16 protein-coding genes are annotated in these 17,791 nt (G+C 62.2%); 7 read left to right on the top strand and 9 right to left on the bottom strand.

Annotated features, from left to right (window positions below):
• Positions 1-2: 2 nt before the first annotated feature.
• A complete protein-coding gene (locus PSH78_RS26160; RefSeq protein WP_305497691.1) occupies positions 3-644 on the bottom strand; it encodes an FMN-binding negative transcriptional regulator in 642 nt (213 codons plus the stop codon).
• Positions 645-744: 100 nt separating this feature from the next.
• Between PSH78_RS26160 and PSH78_RS26155 the strand changes: the two genes are divergently transcribed.
• Positions 745-2,295, top strand: coding sequence for a PLP-dependent aminotransferase family protein (locus PSH78_RS26155; protein ID WP_305497690.1), 1,551 nt, complete (start codon positions 745-747; stop codon positions 2,293-2,295).
• Positions 2,296-2,338: 43 nt separating this feature from the next.
• On the opposite strand, the gene PSH78_RS26150 is transcribed toward PSH78_RS26155, so the two are convergent.
• From PSH78_RS26150 to aspA, 6 genes are all read right to left on the bottom strand, one after another.
• Positions 2,339-3,439: a polyamine ABC transporter substrate-binding protein gene (locus PSH78_RS26150; RefSeq protein WP_305497689.1), complete on the bottom strand. Its 1,101-nt coding sequence runs from the start codon at positions 3,437-3,439 to the stop codon at positions 2,339-2,341.
• An 11-nt stretch (positions 3,440-3,450) separates the two neighbouring features.
• Positions 3,451-4,482, bottom strand: coding sequence for a histone deacetylase family protein (locus PSH78_RS26145; RefSeq protein WP_305497688.1), 1,032 nt, complete (start codon positions 4,480-4,482; stop codon positions 3,451-3,453).
• A 327-nt stretch (positions 4,483-4,809) separates the two neighbouring features.
• On the bottom strand, positions 4,810-5,802 hold the full coding sequence (locus PSH78_RS26140) for an AraC family transcriptional regulator (RefSeq protein WP_305497687.1): 993 nt from the start codon (positions 5,800-5,802) through the stop codon (positions 4,810-4,812).
• 183 nt (positions 5,803-5,985) lie between these two features.
• Positions 5,986-6,990 (bottom strand): asparaginase, encoded by a 1,005-nt coding sequence (locus PSH78_RS26135; protein WP_305497686.1) that lies wholly within the window; start codon positions 6,988-6,990, stop codon positions 5,986-5,988.
• Positions 6,991-7,121: 131 nt separating this feature from the next.
• Positions 7,122-8,573, bottom strand: coding sequence for a sodium:alanine symporter family protein (locus PSH78_RS26130; protein WP_305497685.1), 1,452 nt, complete (start codon positions 8,571-8,573; stop codon positions 7,122-7,124).
• Positions 8,574-9,059: 486 nt separating this feature from the next.
• Entirely contained in the window at positions 9,060-10,484 is a 1,425-nt protein-coding gene (aspA, locus tag PSH78_RS26125) for an aspartate ammonia-lyase (RefSeq protein WP_030139110.1), read from the bottom strand.
• A gap of 182 nt (positions 10,485-10,666) precedes the next feature.
• Here aspA and PSH78_RS26120 point away from each other — a divergent pair, with 182 nt between their 5' ends.
• The 5 genes from PSH78_RS26120 (at position 10,667) to PSH78_RS26100 (ending at position 14,474) form a co-directional block, all read left to right on the top strand.
• Positions 10,667-11,584, top strand: a complete 918-nt coding sequence (locus tag PSH78_RS26120; protein WP_305497684.1) for a LysR substrate-binding domain-containing protein — start codon at positions 10,667-10,669, stop codon at positions 11,582-11,584.
• Between the two features lie 330 nt (positions 11,585-11,914).
• Complete coding sequence (purE, locus tag PSH78_RS26115; protein WP_003196369.1) at positions 11,915-12,406, top strand: 5-(carboxyamino)imidazole ribonucleotide mutase; 492 nt, start codon at positions 11,915-11,917, stop codon at positions 12,404-12,406.
• 12 nt (positions 12,407-12,418) lie between these two features.
• A complete protein-coding gene (locus PSH78_RS26110) occupies positions 12,419-13,504 on the top strand; it encodes a 5-(carboxyamino)imidazole ribonucleotide synthase (RefSeq protein WP_305497683.1) in 1,086 nt (361 codons plus the stop codon).
• Positions 13,505-13,606: 102 nt separating this feature from the next.
• Complete coding sequence (locus PSH78_RS26105) at positions 13,607-13,852, top strand: GlsB/YeaQ/YmgE family stress response membrane protein (RefSeq protein WP_256229514.1); 246 nt, start codon at positions 13,607-13,609, stop codon at positions 13,850-13,852.
• Between the two features lie 85 nt (positions 13,853-13,937).
• Positions 13,938-14,474, top strand: a complete 537-nt coding sequence (locus PSH78_RS26100; RefSeq protein WP_305497682.1) for a DUF3299 domain-containing protein — start codon at positions 13,938-13,940, stop codon at positions 14,472-14,474.
• Positions 14,475-14,610: 136 nt separating this feature from the next.
• Here PSH78_RS26100 and PSH78_RS26095 read toward each other — a convergent pair whose 3' ends face one another.
• Positions 14,611-15,510 carry a D-hexose-6-phosphate mutarotase gene (locus PSH78_RS26095; RefSeq protein WP_305497681.1) on the bottom strand — a complete coding sequence of 300 codons (900 nt, stop codon included), beginning with the start codon at positions 15,508-15,510 and terminating at the stop codon, positions 14,611-14,613.
• 57 nt (positions 15,511-15,567) lie between these two features.
• Entirely contained in the window at positions 15,568-15,972 is a 405-nt protein-coding gene (locus PSH78_RS26090; protein WP_003177184.1) for an acyl-CoA thioesterase, read from the bottom strand.
• Positions 15,973-16,347: 375 nt separating this feature from the next.
• On the opposite strand from PSH78_RS26090, the gene PSH78_RS26085 reads away from it, so the two are divergent.
• Positions 16,348-17,646, top strand: coding sequence for an MFS transporter (locus PSH78_RS26085; protein ID WP_305497680.1), 1,299 nt, complete (start codon positions 16,348-16,350; stop codon positions 17,644-17,646).
• The last annotated feature ends 145 nt before the right edge of the window (positions 17,647-17,791 follow it).

Below are 17,791 nucleotides of genomic sequence, written 5' to 3'. Positions count from 1 at the left end.
GTTCACTCCTGAGGCATTTGTTCAGGCATCAGGCGTGCAAGTGCCTGGTCCTGCGGGTCGGGGCTCGCGGCGAGCCCGTTGCGAACCCCGGCGGCATCCGCGGGGCTACGGTTCTGGCTGAGCTTGCGCTTGCCTTCCAGGCGCTGGATGGGCAGGGCGAAGCCAACGATGGCCTTGAGCATGCTGTCGATGTATTCCGCCGGGGCGTCGTCGACTTTCCACGGCTCGGCCCGACCGCTTTCATGGCGCTGAGTAAGATCGCCGACCAGGTTGCGCAGCCGTTGAGGATCGCTGAACACCTCGGCCTTGCCATAGGCGTGGACGGCGAGGTAATTCCAAGTGGGCACGACCTTGCCGTGCTCGGCCTTGCCGGGGTAGAAACCCGGACTGACGTAAGCGTCGGCGCCTGCAAATATCACCAGCGCTTCGGCGCCCGCTTCCAGGTCACGCCACTGCGGATTGGCGCGAGCCATGTGTCCATGGAGGGTTCCGTTCGGCCCCTGTCGAGTGTCCAGCAGCAGCGGCAGATGGCTGGCCTGCAAGCCGTGTTCACCGTGGGTAATCAATACGGCGAGGCGACAGTCATCCATCATGCGATGCAAGTGAGGCAGGTCTTCCACAGCAAAGGCTTTTGGGTTGTACATGGAAATTTTCCTTGGCGATTGCCTGCATCGTAGGCAGGCTATTGGTCTGTTGTAAGAGCCACTTCCGGCCAATTCGACAGGTCCATTTTCAGGTGCAGCCATGCCCGATGCCATACCGCCATTGTCCTTCAACCCCGCCGGTATCGAGCTGGACCGCCGCCATGGGCTCAGTCGCCAGCTCTATCAAGCCTTGCGTGCGCGAGTATTGGACGGACGCCTGGCCAGCGGCACACGGTTGCCGGCCAGCCGCGACCTGGCGGCGGCGTTGTCGATTTCCCGCAACAGCGTGGTACGTGCCTACGACCAACTGTATGCCGAAGGCTTCATAGAAGGGCGAGTGGGCGACGGCACCTACGTGGCGAAACTTTCACCGCTGGCGTTGCCATCTGGAAAATTATCCACAAAACCATCCACAGGGTTTTCAACAGGCTTACCCACAGCCTTATCCACAATTCAGCCTGATTCCCCTGTGTTTCCATCCAGCAAAGTTATCCACAGCAACGCGCTCGAACGGGTCGAAAAGCATCATTTGGCCCAGCCCCCGAGCGGACCGCCTAGAGCGTTTCGGGTCGGTGTCCCGGCGTTCGATCTGTTTCCTTTCGACGTGTGGGCCAAGCTGAACGCGGCGTTCTGGCGAAAACCGGACCTGCAGCAGTTATGCTACGGCGATGCCCAAGGCGATGCGCGCCTGCGCGGCCTGGTCGCGGCCTACCTGCGTAGTTCACGGGGTTTGCACTGCTCGGCTGAGCAAATTGTGATCACCAGCGGCGCGCAACAGGCGATCAGCCTTTGTGCACAGTTGCTGGTGGACCCTGGCGACATCGTCGCGGTGGAAAATCCCGGCTATCGCGCCGCGGGGCATGCGTTTGCCGTGGCCGGTGGCGATGTGCGGGGCGTGCCGGTGGACAGCGACGGGCTCGATTGTGCAGCGCTGGCTGCGCTTGACCACTGTCGGCTGGCTTACGTGACGCCATCCCATCAATATCCGACCGGGGTGGTCATGAGTCTGGCACGGCGTCTGGAACTGCTGGCCTGGGCCGGGCGCAACGACGGCTGGATCGTCGAAGACGACTATGACGGCGAGTACCGCTACAGCGGCGCGCCGCTGGCGCCCTTGGCTGCGCTGGATCGTGGAGGCCGCGTCCTGTATGTCGGGACGTTCGGCAAGGTTGCGTTCCCGGCGTTGCGCCTGGGTTACCTGGTGTTGCCGCCCGGCCTGGTCGATGCCTTCGCCCGCCGTCGGGCGGTGGATGTGCGCCATTCTGAAGTCAGCACTCAAGCGGTGATGGCCGAGTTCATGGCCGCTGGACATTTCCAGCGGCACATCAGGCGTATGCGTCGAGCCGCTCTGGCCCGCCGCGATGCGCTTCTGGCGGGCTGGCCGGAGGCTGTCGCAGGCGTTGGCGCGATGCCCACCGTGGTCGCCGGGCTGCATGTCACGGTTCCAGTGCAGAGCGTCGAGCGCGAGCATGAACTGATTGCCCTGGCCACCGGCGTGGGCGTCGAAATCAATGGCCTGAGCAGTTATTGGCTGCCCGCCACGGCGCCGTCCCAAATCCGTGCAGGCATGGTGCTGGGGTTCGCCGCCGTGCCGCCTGCGGCGATAGACGCTGCGCTGGCAAGCTTGGCAAAAGCCTGGGGAGGCCGCTGATACGGAACCAGGGGCGGGTCCCGTACCAAGGCTGCAGCCTGCGTCACTGACCGGATTTTATCCGCGTCCAGGCCCTCGTCCGTGCCCGCTCGGCATCCCTCGGCAAGGGTTGCAACGTGTAGAGCGTCGCCATTGCCGCCTCGGTCGGATACAGGTTGGGATTGTTGCGGATCGCCGGATCGACCATGTCGGTGGCGTCCTTGTTCGGGTTCGGGTAGCCGACAAAATCACTGACGGGCGCGATCACCTTCGGCTGCAACAGATAGTCGATGAAGGCGTAGGCGTCGTCCGGGTTCTTCGCGCCCTTGGGAATGGCCAGCATGTCGAACCAGATCGGCGCGCCTTCCTTGGGCAGGCGCATATCCACGGTCACGCCGTTCTTGGCCTCCTTGGCGCGGTTGGCGGCCTGGGAGAAGCTGCCGGAGTAGCCGACCGCTACGCAGATGTCGCCGTTGGCGATGTCGGCCATGTATTTGGATGAGTGAAAATAGGTGATGTGCGGCCGGATTTTCATCAGCAGCGCTTCGGCCTTGGCATAGTCCGCCGGTTTCTTGCTGTTGGGATCCAGGCCCAGGTGCTGCAGGGCCAAGGGCAGGATTTCCGAAGGCGAATCGAGCAGGGCCACGCCGCACTGCTTGAGCTTGCTGATGTTTTCTTCCTTGAAGATCAGGTCCCAACTGTCCACCGGCGCATTGTCGCCCAGCGCGGCCTTGACCTTGGCCGGGTTGAAGCCGATCAGGATGGTGCCGTACATGTAGGGCACCGCAAACTTGTTGCCCGGATCGTTGGCTTCGATCAGCTTCATCAGCTTGGGATCGAGGTGGTTCCAGTTCGGCAATTTGCTGCGGTCCAGGGGCTGAAATACGCCGGCCTCGATCTGTTTGGCCAGGAACACATTGGACGGCACCACCACGTCGTAGCCGGCGTTACCGGTTAGCAGCTTGGCCTCCAGGGCTTCGTTGGTGTCGAAGATGTCGTAGACCAGTTTGACCTGGCTGTGCTGCGCCTTGAAATCTTCCAGGGCCTTGGGCGTGATGTAGTCGAACCAGTTGTAGACACGCAGGGTGCGCTCCTCGGCCTGGGCCGCGCCGCACAGCAGCGTGGCGCAGAGGGCTGGAGCCATCAGACGCTTGAGTCTTTTCATGCTGATATTCCTCATTGGGCGCTTTGAAAACCTTCGAGAACGTTCACCGCGTTGATGCCGATTTCGGTCACCGCATAACCACCCTCCATCACGAACAGCGTCGGTTTGCCGAGCGCCGCGATGCGTTTGCCCATCGCCAGGTAATCCGGACTGTCGAGCTTGAATTGAGAGATCGGGTCGTCCTTGAAGGTGTCCACGCCCAGGGAGACGACGATGACATCGGCGTCATAGTCCCGGAGCTCGCCGCAGGCCAGCTCGAGGGCGGCGCTCCAGCTGTCCCAGCCGGAACCGGCGGGCAGCGGGTAGTTGAAATTGAATCCCGTGCCGGCGCCTTCGCCGCGTTCATCGGCGTAGCCCAGGAAGAACGGGAATTCGGCTTCGGGATGGCCATGAATCGAGGCGAACAGTACATCGCTGCGTTGGTAGAAAATCGATTGAGTGCCGTTGCCATGGTGGTAGTCGACATCAAGGATCGCGACCTTCCGGTGGCCCTGGTCAAGGAACGCCTGGGCGGCGATGGCCGCGTTGTTGAGATAGCAATAGCCCCCCATCAAGTCGCTGGCGGCGTGGTGCCCCGGTGGCCGGCACAACGCGAAGGCACTGCGGGCACCATGCTGGATTTCGGCCTGGGCCGTGAGGGCGACCTGGGCTGCGCTGTAGGCGGCCTGCCAGGTGCCGGCGGTAATCGGGGCGCCGCCGTCGAAACTGTAGTAACCGAGTTGACCGTGCAGGCTCGTCGGGATCACGGTGCGCAGGGTGCGCGCCGGCCAGGTATAAGGCAGCAGGTCGCCGTCACGGTTGAATTCGCTCCAGCGGTCCCAGGCACCCTTGAAGAACTCCAGGTATTGCGGACTGTGGATGCGCTGTATCGGCGCCAGGCCAAAATCCCGTGGCGCCTCCACCGGCCCCAACGCCTGGGCCTTGACCCGCTCCAGCACATGATCGGCGCGGGAGGGCATTTCGAAGCAGGGCATCAGCTGCCCGTCCATCAACTCGCACCGTCCATGGTGCAGGTGGTGATCGTCGGAATAGATCGTCAGCATTCTTGTTCTCCGCAGGGGCTGATCCGGTATCCACAGTCTTGCGGCGCGCCGCGTTTGGGAGAACGGCAGGAGAGGCCAAAAGGGGATCGAAATGGCCAAAATAGTTGACCGTAAATCGCCCCTTGTTGGCGCGGGCATGCGCCGGTTCGGGGCAACACCGGAGATTAAGAACTCCGCTGACCCCGTGGCGAGGGAGCTTGCTCCCGCTGGGTGGCGAAGCCGCCCCAAAAACGCTTAGCGCATCTTCTACAGATAAACCGCGTTATCCGGTTTGCGACGGCTACGCCGCCGAGCGGGAGCAAGCTCCCTCGCCACGGGGGGCTGCGTTCATGGCCTGAACTGACTCGGCGCGACGCCGCTCCAGCGGACAAATGCGTGGCGGAAGCTGGCTGTTTCGCTGAAACCGAGCATTTCGGCGATCCGGTAGATCGGCAATTGATCTTCACCGAGCATCTGCTTGGCCCGTTCGAAGCGCAGTTCATCGAGCAATTCCTGGTAGCTGCAGCCCAGGTCCTTGAGATGCCGGCGCAGGGTGCGCGCCGAGCAGTTCATCTGTTCGGCCAAGCCTTCCAGGCCTGGCGGGGCATCCAGCTGCTCGGCGAGCGAGTGGCGGATGCGTCCCAGCCAGGCCTGCCGGCCGGTGAACTCGGTGTTCTGCCGGCGGCAGCGTTCGGCCATGGCGTGGTGAGTGATGGGATCAGCCAGTGGCAAGGGCTGCGCAAGCCAGTGACGATCGAAGGCGAACGCGTTGTCGATGCTGTCAAAACGCACGGGGCACTCGAACAGGGCCTCATAACGTGCCTGATAATCCGGTGCCGAGTGTTCGAAACGCGTCGCCCGCAAGGGGAGCGCATGGCCGAGCAGGTCGTTGCAGATGACCCTCAGCGAGACCATGCAGAACTCGGCATTAAACACCGCCAGGGCCGGGTTTTCCCGATAGTCGCTGGCGCTGAGCCAGATGTGCTCGCCGTCGTCTTCCAGTGTCAGCTCAAAGAGTGTTCCCAATAGCGCCGGGTAACGCAGCGCCAGGCGTAAAGCGTCACCTAAGGTGGCGCTGGTGAGCAGGGCATAGCCGAGCATGCCGTAGGACGAAACGTGCATGTTGCGGCCCAATTCCAGGCCTATGTCACGTTTGAGCGCCACGGCGTTGGCGCAGACCTGCATTTCCTGGTTGGTGGTGATGCGCGTGTCGGCGCGGCTCAGGTCCGCCATGCTGATACCGCTGCCGGCCAAAAGCGCTTCACTGGGCAAGCCTTCGTTCCTGAAGGCGTTGAGCACCAGGGAGACCGCGTTGAGCGTGGTGAGGTGGGAATGCAGCATGGTCCGTTTCCAGCCGAGGGAAGACCGGAGACGGAGCAAGTTGTATGCCGGTTGAAATCGGAAGTTCAACGCGATACCTGTGGGAGCGAGCTTGCTCGCGATTCCGGTGTGTCAGATAACCACTGATGCGACTGATACAACGCTATCGCGAGCAAGCTCGCTCCCACAGGGTTTTGCAAGGTCTCAGATCAGCTCCCCACAAAGATCCAGCTCAACCAGCCGCCGAACCTCATCCACCGGCAAGCCCGCACCGATCAACGCCTGCAACTTGCCGAATGCAGCCTCGCGGGTCATGCCGCCGCCGGACAGCACGCCGACGCCGCGCAAGCGACTGCCGGCTTCGTAGACGTCCAGCTCGACGCCGCCTTCATGGCATTGAGTGACCGCCACGACCACCACGCCGTTGTCCCGCGCCCGTTCCAGGCTGGCGAGGAAGGCCGGGTTGTCGCTCGGACCGGTGCCGCTGCCGTAGCACTCCAGGACCAGGCCCCGGATGCCGCTGCCCAGCAAGCCATCGATAACCTCGGCGCCAATGCCAGGGAACAATGGCAACGCCGCGACATTTGCCAACTGTTTCGGCTGGTTGTAATTCAACTGCGCCGGCAGCGACGAGGCCTTGATGCCGCCGCCCTGGCGCTCCAGGCGCTTGAACGGATGGCGACCAAAGCTGCGCACCTTGGCGCAGCGGGTCGGCGCCAGCAGTTCACCGTGGAAATACAGCTGGACGCCCGGTGCCAGGCCTTGGCCGAGGGCGACCAGCGCGCCACTGAGGTTTTCCCAGGCGTCGCTGTCGGTCACGCCGGCGGGCAGCATCGAACCGGTGAAGCAAACCCGCGCGTGCAAGCCGAGCAACTGGAAACTCATGGCGGCGGCGCTGTAGGCCAGTGTGTCGGTACCGTGCAGGATCAGGACACTGTCGCAGCCCTGTACATCGACGGCATCGACCACCGCTTCGCGCAGTTGCTGCCAGTAGGCCGGGGTCATGTTGGCGCTGTCGATCAGCGGCGAAATTTCCCGGAAGCGCCATTGCGGGATAACCAGTTCGGGCTGGCTGTGCAGGTAGTCGCGCATCCGCGCTTCGAAACCGGATGCCGGGGCCAGGCCGTTGGCGCTGGCCTGCATGCCGATGGTGCCGCCGGTGTAGAGCACCATGACGTGCTGGGCGGCGGGATAGGTCGAGGCATTCATGGGGTGTTCTCCGAGGACGAAAACAGCAGCTTCACTCGCTGCTGCAACATAAGGCCGAGCATGACGCCGACCTTGTGTTGTGTCACGCCGGGCGCAGGGGATGCGCCCGGTTTTTTCAAACAACCTGCTGATCAGCGTTGCGCTGCGGCCAGGCTCGCGGAGGCGTTGCCGGATTCAGCGGCGGGGTTCGACGGGTTCGCTGGCCAGGCCTTGCGGTCCAGGTCCAGGTCGGGGAATTTGCTGGAATCGAAGACCGGAACCTTGATACCAGCCGAACGCTGGTCGTCATAGTCGCGCAGGATGCGCATGCCGACCTTGAACAGCAGGAACAGCGCGATCAGGTTCACGAACGCCAGCAGCGTCATGGTGATGTCGGCGAACGCGAACACGGTGCCGAGGTTCTCGATGGCGCCCCAGAAAATCAGTCCCAGGACCAAGGCGCGATAGGCCATCAGCGCCTTGCGGTTTTCACCCAGCATGAAGCGCAGGTTGTTTTCGCCCAGGTAATAGTTGTAGAGGATCGAGGTGAACACGAACAACGACAGGGCCACGGAGATGAATATCCGGCCCCAGTCGCCGACCACGGCCGCCAGGGAGTTCTGGGTCAGGGCAATGCCGTCGCCTTCGAAGCCTGGGGTGTAGAAACCCGACAGCAGGATCAGCAGCGCGGTGCAGGTGCAGATCACGAACGTGTCGAGGAAAACGCTGAACGCCTGGACCACGCCTTGGGCGACCGGATGCTCCACCGACGCCACGGCGGCCACGTTAGGCGCACTGCCCAGGCCGGCTTCGTTGGCGAACACGCCACGCTTGACGCCCATGACGATGGCGCTGCCGATCAGGCCGCCAAAGGCCTGGTCCAGACCGAAGGCGCTCCTGACGATCGTCGCCAGCATGCCCGGTACATGTTCGAATTGCAGCACGATCACGTAGAGGGTCACGGCGATGTAGGCCAGGGTCTTGACCGGTACCAGCAGGTCCGCAACCTTGGCGATTCGCTTGATCCCGCCGATGAATACCAGGCCCAGCAGCACCGCCAGGCCGAGGCCGGTGTAGGTGGTATCGAGGCCGAAGGCGTTATTCAGGGAGTGAGTGACGGCGTGGGCTTGCAGGCCGTTGAAGGCGAAGCCGAAGGTGATCAGCAGCAGGAACGCCATGATCATGCCCAGCCAGCGTTTTTGCAGGCCGTGCTGGATGTAGTAGGACGGACCACCACGGAACTGGCCTTCGGAATCGCAGCGCTTGTAGAGCTGGCCGAGGGAGCACTCGAAGAAGCTGCTGGACATGCCGACCAGCGCGGTCACCCACATCCAGAACACCGCACCTGGCCCGCCGAGGGTCACGGCGATGCCGACACCGGCGATGTTGCCCGCGCCGACACGGCCGGCAAGGCTGAGCATCAGGGCCTGGAAGGAGCTGAGCTGGTCAGTGCTGCTTTTCAGGCTGTCCCGGAACACCGAGAACATATGAAAGAAGTGACGGAACTGGACGAAACGCGAGCGGATCGTGAAGTAGCCACCGAGCCCGACAATGAGCACGATCAGCACTTTCCCTGAGAGGAAGTCGTTGATGACTTCGAGCATGAGTATTCCTCGCTGTTTTTTGTTTAAGCAAATGCTGGCCATTTGGAAACATCGTGTTACATCGGCCGGCGCGCGGCACGACAGTTGAGGCGATGTTCGTCCCGGTCCACTTCGCGGGTTTGTTATTAGTTCGGTTTTCGCATGTTGTGAGGTCTCGCTACCGACGACCACTCATGCGAAGAGGGGCGGCACTATACCTATCAGTGCGGCGCCCGTCTGCACAGTTGTGGTGCGTGCGACGAAACGGACCCTTGTATCTTCTGGCCTATCGGTCAGGTTCTTGTGGAAGTGAGCCGGCTCTGGATAGCTGGCGACGCGGGGTACAACGGCAGCGCGTCGCTGTTTATCGCGAGTAGGCTTGCTCCTACAAATTTGCTCCCGCTTTCAGTTGTCGGTTAAAAAAAAGGGCCTGGGGAACGAGTCCCCAAGCCCTCAAAAGGTGAGAGGTGTCTAGTCCCTCGACCTGGTGAGCAGTGGTCGCGTCGATCAAGCCTTCAGTGGGACCAGACGCGGGGCAATCATGTTTTCCGGGCGCAGGATGTCGTCGAGCATGGCGTCGTCGAGCAAGCCTTCCTCGCGCACCAGTTCCAGCACGCCGCGGCCGCTTTCCAGGGCAACGCGGGCGATGCGGGTGGCGTTTTCATAGCCGATGTACGGGTTCAGGGCGGTAACCAGGCCGATCGAGTGCTCGACCAGTTCGCGGCAGCGCGCTTCGTTGGCGGTGATGCCGACGATGCAGTGTTCGCGCAGCATGTCCATGGCCCGTTGCAGCAGGCGGATCGAGTCGAAGATCTTGAAGGCGATCAGCGGCTCCATCACGTTCAGTTGCAGTTGGCCGCCTTCGGCCGCCATGGTCAGCGCCAGGTCGTTGCCGATGATCTGGAACGCGACCTGGTTGACCGCTTCAGGGATCACCGGGTTGACCTTGCCAGGCATGATCGAACTGCCTGGCTGGCGGGCCGGCAGGTTGATTTCGTTGATGCCGGTGCGCGGGCCGCTGGACAGCAGGCGCAAGTCGTTGCAGATCTTCGACAGCTTGACCGCGGTGCGCTTGAGCATGCCGGAGAAAAGCACGAAGGCGCCCATGTCGGAGGTCGCTTCGATCAGGTCGGCGGCCGGAACCAGCGGCTGGCCGCTGATGGTCGCCAGGCGTTGTACGGCCAGGGCCTGGTAACGCGGATCGGCGTTGATGCCGGTACCGATGGCGGTGCCGCCCAGGTTCACTTCGGTGAGCAATTCAGGCGCCAGGGTTTTCAGGCGCGCCAGGTCTTCGCTCAGGGTGGTGGCGAAGGCGCGAAATTCCTGGCCAAGCGTCATCGGCACGGCGTCTTGCAGTTGGGTACGGCCCATTTTCAGGACGTGGCTGAATTCCTCGCCCTTGGCGGCGAACGCCTGGATCAGGCTGTCGAGGCTGGCCAGCAACGCGTCGTGGCCCAGCAGCAGACCCAGGCGGATCGCGGTCGGGTAGGCGTCGTTGGTCGACTGCGCCATGTTCACGTCGTTGTTCGGATGCAGATACTGGTATTCGCCCTTCTGGTGACCCATGGCCTCCAGCGCGATGTTGGCGATGACTTCGTTGGCATTCATGTTGGTCGACGTGCCGGCGCCGCCCTGGATCATGTCCACCACGAACTCTTCGTGGAAATCGCCGCGGATCAATCGTGCACAGGCTTCGCTGATGGCGGCGTGCTTGGCTTCGCTGAGCTGGCCCAACTCACGGTTGGCGTCAGCGGCGGCTTGCTTGACCATTGCCAGACCGACCACCAGTTTCGGGTAATGCGAGATCGGGACGCCGGAGAGACGAAAGTTGTTGATCGCTCGCAGGGTCTGGATGCCGTAATACGCTTGCGCCGGTACTTCGAGTACGCCAAGCAGGTCTTTTTCTGTGCGGAATGATGCAGCGGAGGACATGATGGAAATCATCTCAATAAGGACCCGGTCTGAGCCGGAACGCTGTGAATCCTAGGCTTTCAGAAAATTTAGGGCCAATGCTGTTAAACACTGGCCTATGCACATTCGGCATAATGCGCGTGTGACGCCGATGACGCGGCGAACGTGTGACCTGTTTTGGTGCGTCCTACGGGAGGACGGAGATGAATCTTGAAAGCAAATGGCTGGAGGACTTCAGTGCCTTGGCCGCGACGCGCAGTTTTTCCCAGGCGGCCGAGCGCCGCTTTGTGACGCAACCCGCGTTCAGCCGGCGGATCCGCAGCCTGGAAGCGGCGCTGGGGCTGACCCTGGTCAACCGCTCCCGCACGCCGATCGAACTGACCGCGGCGGGACAGCTATTCCTGGTGACGGCGCGTACGGTGGTCGAGCAGTTGGGCGAAGTGCTGCGGCACTTGCACCACCTGGAGGGCGGGCAGGGCGAAGTTATCCAGGTAGCGGCGGCACATTCCCTGGCGTTGGGTTTCTTTCCGCGCTGGATCGCCCAGTTGCGCAACGAAGGCATGAACATCGCCACGCGGCTGGTGGCGACCAACGTCGGTGATGCCGTGCATGCGCTGCGCGAAGGGGGCTGCGACTTGATGCTGGCCTTCTACGACCCGGATTCGGCGATGCAGATGGACCCGGAGATTTTCCCGTCGCTGCACCTGGGCCAGACCGAAATGCTCCCCGTCTGCGCGGCCGATGCCGACCGCAAGCCGTTGTTCGACCTGGAGGGCGAGACCAGCGTGCCCCTGCTGGCCTACAGCGCCGGCGCTTTTCTGGGCCGTTCGGTGAACCAGTTGTTGCGCCAGCGCGCCCTGCGTTTCACCACGGTCTACGAGACGGCCATGGCTGACAGCCTGAAAAGCATGGCCTTGGAAGGCCTGGGCATCGCCTGGGTGCCGCACCTGAGTGTGCGCAACGAACTGGCCCGGGGCGAGCTGGTGATCTGCGGGGGCGCGCAATGGCACGTGCCGCTGGAAATCCGCCTGTACCGCTGCGCCCTGGTACGCAAGGCCAATGTGCGGTTGTTGTGGCGCAAGCTGGAGGGTGGCGCGGCGCAGGGTGCCATCGGATCCTGAAACAACGCATCTCCCTGTGGGAGCGAGCTTGCTCGCGATGAGGCCCTGGCATTCACAGCTGCGGTGACTGACCTGGCGCTATCGCGAGCAAGCTCGCTCCCACAGGGATCTGTGTTGTTGTTCAGCTGACCTCCGAGTCAATAAAACCGCCGCTTTAGCGCAAACGACAGATGGTCGGCGAAAGTGCGTTTAATCCGCCATTTTCGGTATACTGCCCGGCCTTCGGTCGGTCCACCCGGCCATAATTCGTACAACAAGCCACGCCGGTTTCCTGCGTGGCTTGTTGTTTTTTGACGCGCCCCAGGGCGCCCAGAGAGAAGAGGCACGACGATGAGTGCACTGGTTGGCGTGATCATGGGCTCCAAGTCCGATTGGTCCACCCTTAGCCACACCGCCGATATGCTGGAAAAGCTCGGCATCCCCTACGAGGTGAAAGTGGTGTCCGCCCACCGCACGCCGGACCTGCTGTTCCAGTACGCCGAAGAAGCCGAGGCGCGTGGCATCGAAGTGATCATCGCCGGCGCCGGCGGTGCGGCTCACCTGCCTGGCATGTGCGCGGCCAAGACGCACTTGCCGGTACTGGGCGTGCCGGTACAGTCGTCGATGCTCTCGGGCGTCGATTCGTTGCTGTCGATCGTGCAGATGCCGGCCGGCATCCCGGTTGCCACCCTGGCCATCGGCAAGGCCGGTGCGATCAACGCGGCCCTGTTGTCAGCGAGTATCCTGGGCGCCAAGCATCCGCAGTTTCATACCGTGCTGAAAAAATTCCGCGCTGAGCAGACAGACAGCGTCCTGGACAATCCAGACCCACGCATTGCCTGAGGTTGTTGACGAATGAAGATCGGTGTAATCGGTGGCGGCCAGTTGGGTCGCATGTTGGCCTTGGCGGGTACGCCGCTGGGGATGAACTTCGCTTTCCTGGATCCGGCGCCGGACGCCTGTGCCGCGGCACTGGGTGAACACCTGCGTGCCGATTACGGCGATCAGGACCACCTGCGCCAGCTGGCCGACGAAGTCGACCTGGTGACCTTCGAATTCGAAAGCGTCCCGGCCGAGACCGTTGCCTTCCTGTCCCAGTTCGTCCCGGTCTTCCCGAGCGCCGAAGCCTTGCGCATCGCCCGCGATCGGTGGTTCGAAAAGAACATGTTCAAGGAACTGGGCATTCCGACCCCGGCCTTCGCCGACATTCAGTCCCAGGCCGACCTGGAAGCCGCCGTTGCGTCCATCGGCTTGCCGGCCGTGCTCAAGACCCGCACCCTGGGTTACGACGGCAAGGGCCAGAAGGTCCTGCGCAACCCGGAAGACGTCCCCGGGACATTCGCCGAACTGGGCAGTGTCGGCTGCCTGCTGGAAGGTTTCGTGCCTTTCACCGGCGAAGTCTCGCTGATCGCCGTGCGTGCCCGTGACGGTGAAATCCGTTTCTACCCGCTGGTGCACAACACCCACAAGGACGGCATCCTCAAGCTGTCCGTCGCCAGCACCGATCACCCGCTGCAAGCCTTGGCTGAAGATTATTCCAGCCGGGTACTCAAGCAGCTCGATTATGTCGGCGTCATGGCGTTCGAGTTCTTTGAAGTGGATGGCGGCCTCAAGGCCAATGAAATCGCCCCGCGCGTGCACAACTCCGGGCACTGGACCACCGAAGGCGCCGAGTGCAGCCAGTTCGAAAACCACCTGCGGGCGGTCGCCGGGCTGCCGCTGGGGTCGACGGCCAAGGTCGGCGAAAGCGCGATGCTGAACTTCATCGGCAAGGTGCCGGACACCGAGAAAGTCCTGGCGATCGCCGACTGCCACCTGCATCACTACGGCAAGGCGTTCAAGGTCGGGCGCAAGGTTGGTCACGCCAACCTGCGTTGCGCCGACCGGGCCACGCTGGCCCAGCAGATCATCAAGGTCGAGACGCTGATCGCCGAGCAATAATCTGAAACATCGGTGGAACCATTCGTCGGCCGTCTTCTCTCATGGCAAGGTGCCAAAGTCTGACTAGGCTTTGGCATAGCTACTCAATTAGAGGGGAATACCATGGGAATCATCGGAACCATTTTTATCGGCCTGATCGTTGGCCTGCTCGCGCGTTTCCTGAAGCCTGGCGATGACAGCATGGGCTGGATCATGACCATCCTGCTGGGTATCGGCGGTTCGCTGGCAGCCACTTACGGCGGCCAGGCCCTGGGCATCTATCAGGCAGGCGAAGGCGCTGGTTTCCTCGGTGCCCTAGTGGGCGCGGTGGTGCTGCTGGTGATCTACGGCCTGATCAAAAGGAACTGATCAAAGCGCGAAAGTCCTCTGCGCGTGGCGCGCGCGGAGGGCTAGAATGCCCGGCGTCGTATTTTCCCTTATGCCGAGCCCTTTCATGCGCCGTCTACTGCTGACCTTCCTTCTGCTGGGCACTGGCCTGGCCCACGCTGCCGAGCTGCCCGAAACCGACTGGCTCGAACTGATGCCCAAGTCGGACCAGAAGGCCCTTGAGGCCATGCCCGAAATCGATCACAACTCCCCCGAAGCCAACGGCACCTTCACCGAAAAGGGTGGCCTGAAGCAGAGCAAAGGCTTGCCGGCGGTGATGTATTCGACCAAGACCGTGGCATCAATGAACGACAAGCACATCCGCATCGGCGGATACCCGGTGCCGCTGGAAACCGACGCCAAGGGCCGCAGCACGCTGTTTTTCCTGGTGCCTTACCCGGGGGCCTGCATCCACGTCCCGCCACCGCCGCCCAATCAATTGGTGCTGGTGCGTTATCCCAAGGGGCTGAAGCTGGATGATATCTACACGCCGCTGTGGGTCACCGGCACGCTGAAGATCGAAAAGGTCGACAATGACCTGGCGAGCGCGGCGTATGCGATGGAGGCGCAGAAGGTGCGGGTGGTGCAGGAGGCGGATTTGTAGAGGCTGGTGGGTCTGACACAAAACCCAATGTGGGAGCGAGCTTGCTCGCGATGGCGGTGTGCAGTCGACGCTGATGTTGACTGTCAGTCCGCTATCGCGAGCAAGCTCGCTCCCACAGTGGTTTTAATGGTGTGGCTTAGAGCGGTTTGCTGCGAATGCTCACGCCCAGGGTATGACTGGCATCCGGCAACAACGTCACCGCATCATCCATCACATTGGCCGTCTCGATACAGAGCATGCGTTGCCAGCCATCCTCGGCCATGTCGCTGAAGGCCTTGGCCCGTTCGGTCCAGGGGTTCCAGATCACCGCAGAGCGTGAACCGGTAGCGGTCAATTCGATGCGTCGCTGCCAATGCGCGTCGACGATGCTCAGCGTCGGCGGCGTATCGAGATAGATCCGGTCGGTTTCGCCGGCAAAATGCAGCTCGCCGGCCTGGGTATGGACGTTCCAGTCATCCAGGGTCTCGACGTAACGCAAGCCATCCACTCCGTCGACATGCACGTTGCGCACGTCGCTGACCGCGAAATAGCTGTGCAGCGCCTGGCTCAGGCTGACGGTTTCGCTGCCACGGTTATGGCTGGTCAGATGGATATGCAGTTGCTCGTCCATGATGATGGTCAACGTCAGGTCGACCTGATGGGGCCAGCCGGACAGACCGTTTTCGGGGTAGGGCAGCACGAATTCGATCTTCAGGCTTTCACCCTCGGCTTCGATGCCCTTGAGTTCCCAATCCATTGCCCGTACCAGGCCGTGGGCGGTAGCCGGTTCGTTGCTGACGCGCATGGCCTGGACGCTGTCGGGGTTGCGCGTCAGGTTGCCGAACCACGGCCAGCACACCGGCACGCCGGCACGGATGCTCTTGCCGGTCTTGAACGTGGCCTGGTCGTTGAGCCAGATCAGCGGCGGCTGGCCGTCCACCTGATAGCTGAGAATGTGCGCGCCTTGCTGGGCCACGAGCAACTCGGCCTGACCGTGGCGGATGCGCCAACCGTTCAGTTCATCCAGTTTGACGGCTTCGACGTTAGGCGTTGGCATGCTGCAAATCTCGTTCAGGAACATGGACTGCAATGGACCGCAAAACGGCCGCCGTGTTTAACGCGCCCGAGGTGGAACCGAGCGGGTACGACCACTGCCATCGATGGCGACGAACACGAACACCGCTTCGGTGACCTTGCGCCATTCGCTCGACAATGGGTCGTCACTCCAGACTTCGACCATCATCTGGATCGAGCTCCGGCCGATTTCCAGGGCCTGGGTGTAGAACGACAATTGCGCACCCACCGCCACCGGCACCAGGAACGCCATGCGATCGATCGCCACCGTGGCCACGCGGCCGCCGGCAACCTTGCTGGCCATCGCGGTGCCGGCGAGGTCCATCTGGGACACCAGCCAACCGCCGAAAATATCCCCGAAGCCGTTGGTTTCTCGGGGAAGCGCGGTGATTTGCAGGGCCAGATCGCCCTGTGGGATTGGATCTTCTTGTTCGAGCTCTATCATGCCGGGGGTGCCTCTGACCCGTAACGCTGTCTTGTACTTCAGGTGAGTAGCCGTCCTTAAAAAAACGATTCAGCCCGAACATGCTGCGTTCGTCACGTTTTTCGTCAAGGCGTGCCAAAGGGAAACTCTGCGAAACCGGCTGATCTCGTATTGCGCCACCAACGACGTTTTCGCACAGCAACCCCTTACAGAGTGTTGCAAGGTTGCGAGTATATCGGGCGATAGTCGTCGAGACGACCACTCGGTTCTGATTTCGACTGTCAATTACGCGCCTCTATGTGCTTTTTCGAACAATTTGCTATCGTGCCGAACCTGCCCGGGCGCCCATTCAGCGTTGTCGGGGCCGCAGAACCGACTATAAGAGAAGCCCTTGCCATGACCACTGCGCCTTCGAGCACGGCGACATCCGCACAACCCGCCCGTCCGCTGACCCGTAACGACTACAAGACCCTGTCGCTTTCTGCCTTGGGCGGTGCGCTGGAGTTCTACGATTTCATCATTTTCGTGTTCTTTGCCACCGTGGTCGGCAAATTGTTCTTCCCGGCCGAAATGCCCGAGTGGCTGCGCCTGATGCAGACGTTCGGCATCTTTGCCGCCGGTTACCTGGCCCGGCCGCTGGGCGGGATCATCATGGCCCACTTCGGCGACCTGCTGGGGCGCAAGAAGATGTTCACCCTGAGCATCTTCATGATGGCCGTGCCGACCCTGATCATGGGTCTGTTGCCTACTTACGCGCAGATCGGCATGTGGGCGCCGATTCTGTTGCTGCTGATGCGGGTAATCCAGGGCGCCGCGATTGGCGGCGAGGTGCCAGGCGCCTGGGTATTCGTTTCCGAACACGTGCCGGCGCGCCACATCGGCTATGCCTGCGGCACGCTGACCTGCGGCCTGACGGCGGGGATTTTGCTGGGTTCGCTGGTCGCCACGGCCATCAACAGCATTTATACGCCGGTGGAAGTAGCGGATTACGCCTGGCGGATCCCGTTCCTGCTGGGTGGGGTGTTCGGCCTGTTTTCGGTGTACCTGCGCCGCTGGCTCCACGAAACCCCGGTATTCGCCGAGCTGCAATTACGCAAGGCCCTGGCCGAAGAAGTGCCGTTGCGCGCGGTGCTGCGTGATCATCGCGGCGCCATCGCAATTTCGATGCTGCTGACCTGGCTGTTGTCGGCGGGCGTCATCGTGGTGATCCTGATGACCCCAACCGTGCTGCAGACCGTGTACCACTTCAGCCCGACCACCGCGTTGCAGGCCAATAGCCTGGCGATCGTATTCCTCAGTTTCGGCTGTATCGGCGCGGGTGTGCTGGCTGACCGCTTCGGCGCCGGCCGGGTGTTCGTCTTTGGTAGCGGCTTGTTGCTGATCACCTTCTGGACCTTCTATCACAGCCTGTTCGAGCACCCCGAGTGGTTGTTCCCGCTCTACGCCTTGAGCGGCTTGCTGGTGGGCACCATCGGCGCGGTGCCCTACGTTATGGTCAATGCATTCCCGGCCGTGGTGCGCTTCAGTGGGCTGTCGTTCTCCTACAACCTGGCCTACGCGATCTTCGGCGGGCTGACCCCGATGATCGTGACCCTGCTGTTGAAAGAGAGCCCGATGGGGCCGGCGTACTACGTGGCGATCATCTGCGGGATCGGGATGTTGATCGGTGGGTATCTCTGGAAGAAGGGCCGCTAACCAGCGCTTTTTTCCCGCCTGTACTGGCCTTTTCGCGAGCAGGCTCGCTCCCACATGGGTTTGCATTCCCTGGTGGGAGCGAGCCTGCTCGCGAAAAGGGCACTATGAATCATCCTGCGAAAGCCAATGCTGGCCTTTCATCCAA

This window comes from Pseudomonas sp. FP198 (genome assembly GCF_030687895.1).
Classification (GTDB): Bacteria; Pseudomonadota; Gammaproteobacteria; order Pseudomonadales; family Pseudomonadaceae; genus Aquipseudomonas.
The sequence above is the reverse complement of the archived record's forward strand: the minus strand, read 5'-3'. Positions and strand labels throughout refer to the sequence as shown.

Bases quoted from the DNA above. Each gene is read 5' to 3' on its own strand.
- PSH78_RS26160 (WP_305497691.1), bottom strand. From the start codon at position 644: ATGTACAACCCAAAAGCCTTTGCTGTGGAAGACCTGCCTCACTTGCAT.
- PSH78_RS26155 (WP_305497690.1), top strand. From the start codon at position 745: ATGCCCGATGCCATACCGCCATTGTCCTTCAACCCCGCCGGTATCGAG.
- PSH78_RS26150 (WP_305497689.1), bottom strand. From the start codon at position 3,439: ATGAAAAGACTCAAGCGTCTGATGGCTCCAGCCCTCTGCGCCACGCTG.
- PSH78_RS26145 (WP_305497688.1), bottom strand. From the start codon at position 4,482: ATGCTGACGATCTATTCCGACGATCACCACCTGCACCATGGACGGTGC.
- PSH78_RS26140 (WP_305497687.1), bottom strand. From the start codon at position 5,802: ATGCTGCATTCCCACCTCACCACGCTCAACGCGGTCTCCCTGGTGCTC.
- PSH78_RS26135 (WP_305497686.1), bottom strand. From the start codon at position 6,990: ATGAATGCCTCGACCTATCCCGCCGCCCAGCACGTCATGGTGCTCTAC.
- PSH78_RS26130 (WP_305497685.1), bottom strand. From the start codon at position 8,573: ATGCTCGAAGTCATCAACGACTTCCTCTCAGGGAAAGTGCTGATCGTG.
- aspA (WP_030139110.1), bottom strand. From the start codon at position 10,484: ATGTCCTCCGCTGCATCATTCCGCACAGAAAAAGACCTGCTTGGCGTA.
- PSH78_RS26120 (WP_305497684.1), top strand. From the start codon at position 10,667: ATGAATCTTGAAAGCAAATGGCTGGAGGACTTCAGTGCCTTGGCCGCG.
- purE (WP_003196369.1), top strand. From the start codon at position 11,915: ATGAGTGCACTGGTTGGCGTGATCATGGGCTCCAAGTCCGATTGGTCC.
- PSH78_RS26110 (WP_305497683.1), top strand. From the start codon at position 12,419: ATGAAGATCGGTGTAATCGGTGGCGGCCAGTTGGGTCGCATGTTGGCC.
- PSH78_RS26105 (WP_256229514.1), top strand. From the start codon at position 13,607: ATGGGAATCATCGGAACCATTTTTATCGGCCTGATCGTTGGCCTGCTC.
- PSH78_RS26100 (WP_305497682.1), top strand. From the start codon at position 13,938: ATGCGCCGTCTACTGCTGACCTTCCTTCTGCTGGGCACTGGCCTGGCC.
- PSH78_RS26095 (WP_305497681.1), bottom strand. From the start codon at position 15,510: ATGCCAACGCCTAACGTCGAAGCCGTCAAACTGGATGAACTGAACGGT.
- PSH78_RS26090 (WP_003177184.1), bottom strand. From the start codon at position 15,972: ATGATAGAGCTCGAACAAGAAGATCCAATCCCACAGGGCGATCTGGCC.
- PSH78_RS26085 (WP_305497680.1), top strand. From the start codon at position 16,348: ATGACCACTGCGCCTTCGAGCACGGCGACATCCGCACAACCCGCCCGT.